Below are 5109 nucleotides of genomic sequence, written 5' to 3'. Positions count from 1 at the left end.
CTCCCACAGGGGATTGAATTTCAATGCTCGATTCAGTGGCCGCTCGCCTCCGGCCCTGCCTTGGCCGCAAACGGCGGTTTCGCCAGCCACACCAGCAAAATCAAGCCCATGAACGCCCAGCCCAGCAACGTGAAGTAATCCACGGTGGAGAGCATGTACGCCTGGCTGGTGAGGACATGGTCGAGCTGGGCGTAGGCCGGTGCGCTGGCGCCGCCGAGTTGGTTGAGCGCCTCGCGGGTGGCCGGCTCGAAGGTGCTGATGCTTTCACTCAGGTACGCATGGTGCTGGTCGGCCCGGCGGATCCAGATCCAGGTGGTCAGGGACGCGGCGAAGCTGCCGCCCAGGGTCCTCAGGAATGTCGCCAGCCCGGCGCCGTCGGCGATTTGCTGGGGCGGCAGGTCCGACATCAGGATGCTCAGGGTCGGCATGAAGAACAGCGCCACGCCAATGCCCATGAACAACTGCACCAGGGCGATGTGCTGGAAGTCCACCTCGTTGGTGAACCCGGCGCGCATGAAACAACTCAGGCCAATCGCCAGGAACGCCAGCCCGGCCAGCAGCCGCAGGTCGAACTTGTGCGCATATTTGCCAACGAAGGGCGACATCAACACCGGCAGGATCCCGATGGGCGCTACGGCCAGCCCGGCCCAGGTGGCGGTGTAGCCCATCTGGGTCTGCAACCATTGCGGCAGGATCAGGTTGATGCCGAAGAACCCGGCGTAACCGCCCACCAGCACGATGGTGCCGATGCGAAAGTTGCGGTAGGCGAACAGCCGTAGGTTGACCACCGGATGGCGGTCGGTCATTTCCCAGATCACGAACACCGCCAGGGCAATCACCGAAATCAGCGCGCCGATGATGATGAAGTTCGATTCGAACCAGTCCAGGTCATTGCCCTTGTCGAGGATCACTTGGAGCGCGCCGACACCAATGATCAGGGTGATCAGCCCGACGTAATCCATCGGCTGGCGACTGGTGACTACTGGCCGCGCCTTGAGCTGCTGGCGCACCACCATCACCGCGAACACCCCGATGGGCACGTTGATGAAGAAGATCCAGGGCCAACTGTAGCTGTCGGTGATCCAGCCGCCGAGGATCGGCCCGGCAATCGGCGCCACCACCGTGACCATCGCCAGCAACGCCAGGGCCATGCCACGCCTGGCCGGCGGATACACGGCGATCAGCAAGGTCTGGGTCATCGGGTACAAAGGCCCGGCCACCAGGCCCTGGAGCACCCGGAAGCCGATCAGCTCGGGCATTGAAGTGGAGATGCCGCACAAGAACGAAGCGAGCACGAACAGCATCGTCGCCCACAAAAACAGCTTCACCTCGCCGAACCGCCGGCTCAACCAACCGGTCAAGGGCAGTGCGATGGCGTTGCTCACTGCGAACGAGGTAATGACCCAGGTGCCCTGCTCCGAACTGACCCCAAGGTTACCGGAGATGGTCGGCAAGGCGACGTTGGCAATCGTGGTGTCGAGCACCTGCATGAACGTCGCCAGCGACAGCCCGATGGTGCTGAGCAACAGGCTGGGCGGCGTGAAGGACGCGTTATTGCTCATTGCGAAATCCTATGAACGAAGGTGGCGAAATCGTCCGGGTCAAGACACAACACAGAACCTGTGGGAGCGGGCTTGCTCGCGAAGACGATTCCACATTCAATAATTTTGCCGCCTGAAACTCCGCATTCGGGAGCAAGCCCGCTCCCACATTCGGCCTGGGTGCTCACAGAATCGGTGTTCACCGCAATTCTGCTGTGGAAGCGAGCGTGCTCCCACAGCCTGTGCTGCGCTGCCTCAACGCTGTGCAGTCTTGCTCGCCGCCGCGCTGTTCTCGTGGATCAGCCGGGTGATCATCGCGTCGGCGTCGGCCAGTTGGCGGTCGTAGACCTGGGTGCTGAACGAGGCTTTCTGCGGCGGTTGCTGGGCCAGGACCGGGCCGCTCTGGTCGTGCAGGTCGACGTTGACCTGGGTCGACAGGCCGACGCGCAACGGGTGCCTGCCCAGTTCTTCGGCATTGACATGAATGCGCACCGGCACCCGCTGGACGATCTTGATCCAGTTACCGGTGGCGTTCTGTGCCGGCAGCAGGGCGAACGCGCTGCCGGTCCCGGCGCCGAGGCTGTCGATGGTGCCGCTGTACTTCACATCGCTGCCGTACAGGTCGGTCTCGATGTCCACCGGTTGGCCGATGCGCATGTCACGCAGTTGGGTTTCCTTGAAGTTGGCGTCGATCCACAACTGATCCAGTGGAATCACCGCCATCAACGCCGTGCCCGGCTGTACCCGCTGGCCCAGTTGCACGGTGCGTTTGGCGACGTAACCGGTGACCGGCGCGATCAAGGTGCTGCGGGCGTCGGCCAGGTAGGCCTGGCGCAGTTGCGCGGCGGCCGATTGCACATCCGGGTGGGACGACACCACCGTGTCATCCACCAGGGCGCTGGTGGTCTTGAGCTGTTGCCGGGCGTTGGCCAGGGCGTTCTGCGCCGAGGTCAGGTCATCCCGGGCATGGGACAGTTCTTCCTGGGAAATCGCCCCGCCGGCTGCCAGATTCTTACGCCGGTTGTAGTTCTCCTGGGCCTTCTTCACCTCGGCTTCCTGGGCATTGACCTGGGCCCGCATGCCGTCGACGTTGCTATATAAGCCGCGCACCTGGCGCACGGTCCGCGCCAGGTTGGCCTGGGCGCTTTGCAGCCCGACTTCGGCGTCATTCGGATCGAACTGCACCAGCACCTGGCCTTCACGCACCAGGTCACCGTCGTCGGCACCGATGCTGACCACGGTGCCGGTGACTTGCGGGGTAATCTCCACCACGTTGCCGTTCACATAGGCATCGTCGGTGCTTTCGTTCCAGCGGCCATACAGTTCATGCCAGCCCCAGACAGCCAGGCCGCCGAGAATGACGATGAGCGCCAGCACCAGCAGCATCACCTTGCGCTTGCGCGGGTTGCTGCTGTCCTGGGGGTTTTCGGAAGATTGCGTAGTTTGGGCAGTGGCCATGACAAGTACCTCGAATCAATTATTCGGCGTGGTGGCGGCCGGCGTGGCCGAAGCCAACGCCTGGGCATCGAATCCGCCGCCAAGGGCCTGCATCAGCTGGATCGACAGATCGATCTGCTCGGCATTCAGGTTCGCCAGTTGGCGCTGGGCCTGGAGCAATTGCTGCTCGATGCTCAGCACGTCCAGGTAGTTACCGATGCCGGAGCCGTAACGCTGGACCACGGTGTCGTAGGAGTTCTGTGCAATATCGGTGGCGTGCTGCTGGGCGCCGATCTGGCGAGCGATGTCACGCAACTGGTTGATGCTGTCGCTGACATCTCCCAGCGCCTTGACCAGACTCTTGTTGTATTGCGCCACCGCCAGGTCGTAATCGGCGTCCCGGGCATCCAGGTCGGCGCGCAGGCGTCCGCCGTCGAAGATCGGCAGCGAAACCGTCGGCGCCACGTTGAAGAAGCGGCTGGCCGAACCGAACATCGCATCGCCCAGCAACGACTGCACCCCCGCCGCCGCGCTCAGGTTGAGGTTGGGGTAGAAGTTGGTCTTGCCGGCTTCGATGTTCTTGCCCGCCGCTTCGACCCGCCAGCGCGCCGCGACCAGATCCGGACGACGGCCCAACAGCTCCGCCGGCAGGTCCGACGGCAAGGCGACCGCGCTGGACTTCAGCACATTGGGCCGGGCGATTTCATTACCTCGGTCCGGGCCCTTGCCCAGCAATACCGCCAGGGCAATCCTGGCGCTTTGCAGGCGCTTTTCCGCATCGATACGGGTGGCGTCGGCGCTGGCTTCCAGGCTTTCGGTCTGCTGGAACTGGTACTCGCTGTCGATCCCGGCGCTGAGGCGGCGTTTGCCCAAGTCGAGCATCTGCCGGGTGCGCTTGAGGTCCTCGGCAGCCAGGTCATAAATGATGTGAGCCTGACCGAGGTCGCTGTAGGCCCGGGCCACATCGGCAGCCAGGGTCAATTGCGCAGCCTGGCGGTCGATTTCCGCGGCGCGGGCTTGGCCCAGGGCAGCTTCCCAAGCAGCGCGCTGGCCGCCCCAGAGGTCGAAGTTGTAATTGAGATCGACGCTTAGCGAACGCAGGGTGCTGTAGGCACCACCCTGCCCCGCCGGGTCCTGGTCGCGAGCCAGCCGCGAACGACTGACGCTGCCGCTGGCATCCAGTGTCGGCATGCGCGCGGCGTTGGCCGCATAGGCAGCGGCGCTGGCCTGATGCATGCGGGCGCTGGCGATCTGCATGTCCGGGCTGTCACGCAGGGCCTCGCGGATCAGACCGTCGAGTTGTGGATCACCGAGGCTTTTCCACCAGTCGCTTTTCGGCCACGAGGCCGGCGAGAGGGTCACGCCATTGAGCGATTGCCCGGCCTTGAGACTCTGGGCCTCGAGGCTGACGCCTTCGGTCTTCAGGCCGCTGTAGCTGGCGCAACCGGCCAGGCTCATGGCCAGCAGCACCAGGCTCAGGCCGCTACGCAAGGTTTTACGCTTCATTTTTCCCCCAGTCGCAGCACGGTGATGGGGTCACCGGCGGCGAGCAGTATTTTCTTGAGAATCTGTTCGAGGGTTTGCAGTTCCTCGCGACTGATGGCGCTGGCCAGTTGGTTCATCGCAGCGGCGCCGATCACCGGCAGGCGATCCGCCAGTGCCTGACCGGCGTCGGTCAACACCAGCAACACTTGCCGACGGTCATCCACCGAGCGCTGGCGGGCGAGGAAGCCCTTCTGCTCCAGGCGATCGAGCATCCGGGTCATCGAGCCACTGTCCAGGGACAGGTAGCGACACAGCTCAGCCGGGGTGTCGATGCCGTGCTGGGCCATGATGATCAACACCTTGAACTGCGCGGCGGTGATGCCGACAGGCTCCATGTGGGTGTCGATGATCCGGTCTTTGAGCAGCGCAGCGCGGCCAAGCAGCATGCCGAGATGGCAGTTGTGGAATTCGTCTGGGGTGAAATGCTTCATCTGGACACCGTTTACTGCCTAGGCAGTGAATGTATGTCGAGATATTACTGCTTAGGCAGCGAATGTCAAACAAATAGTTAGGCGGCTACGTATAACCGGATGAACGCACAAAATGGCGGTAACAAAGACGCCCTGTGGGAGCGGGGGGGGGGGCG

General features: G+C 63.4%; 4 protein-coding genes. All 4 read right to left on the bottom strand.

From position 1 onward, the window contains the following. Nucleotides 1-32 precede the first annotated feature (32 nt). Entirely contained in the window at nucleotides 33-1562 is a 1530-nt protein-coding gene (locus RGM2987_RS00560; RefSeq protein ID WP_245138173.1) for a DHA2 family efflux MFS transporter permease subunit, read from the bottom strand. A 234-nt stretch (nucleotides 1563-1796) separates the two neighbouring features. After that, a complete protein-coding gene (locus RGM2987_RS00555) occupies nucleotides 1797-2999 on the bottom strand; it encodes an HlyD family efflux transporter periplasmic adaptor subunit (protein WP_245138172.1) in 1203 nt (400 codons plus the stop codon). A gap of 15 nt (nucleotides 3000-3014) precedes the next feature. Beyond that, nucleotides 3015-4484: an efflux transporter outer membrane subunit gene (locus tag RGM2987_RS00550; protein ID WP_245138171.1), complete on the bottom strand. Its 1470-nt coding sequence runs from the start codon at nucleotides 4482-4484 to the stop codon at nucleotides 3015-3017. Continuing rightward, the gene (locus RGM2987_RS00545; RefSeq protein WP_245138170.1) at nucleotides 4481-4954 is read right to left on the bottom strand and encodes a MarR family transcriptional regulator; all 474 of its coding nucleotides are present in this window, start codon (nucleotides 4952-4954) and stop codon (nucleotides 4481-4483) included. Before RGM2987_RS00545 ends, RGM2987_RS00550 begins: the two co-directional genes overlap by 4 nt. Nucleotides 4955-5109 lie beyond the last annotated feature (155 nt).

The organism is Pseudomonas sp. RGM2987 (assembly GCF_022952855.1).
Taxonomy (GTDB): domain Bacteria; phylum Pseudomonadota; class Gammaproteobacteria; order Pseudomonadales; family Pseudomonadaceae; genus Aquipseudomonas.
This window is presented reverse-complemented; position numbering and strand designations above follow the sequence as displayed.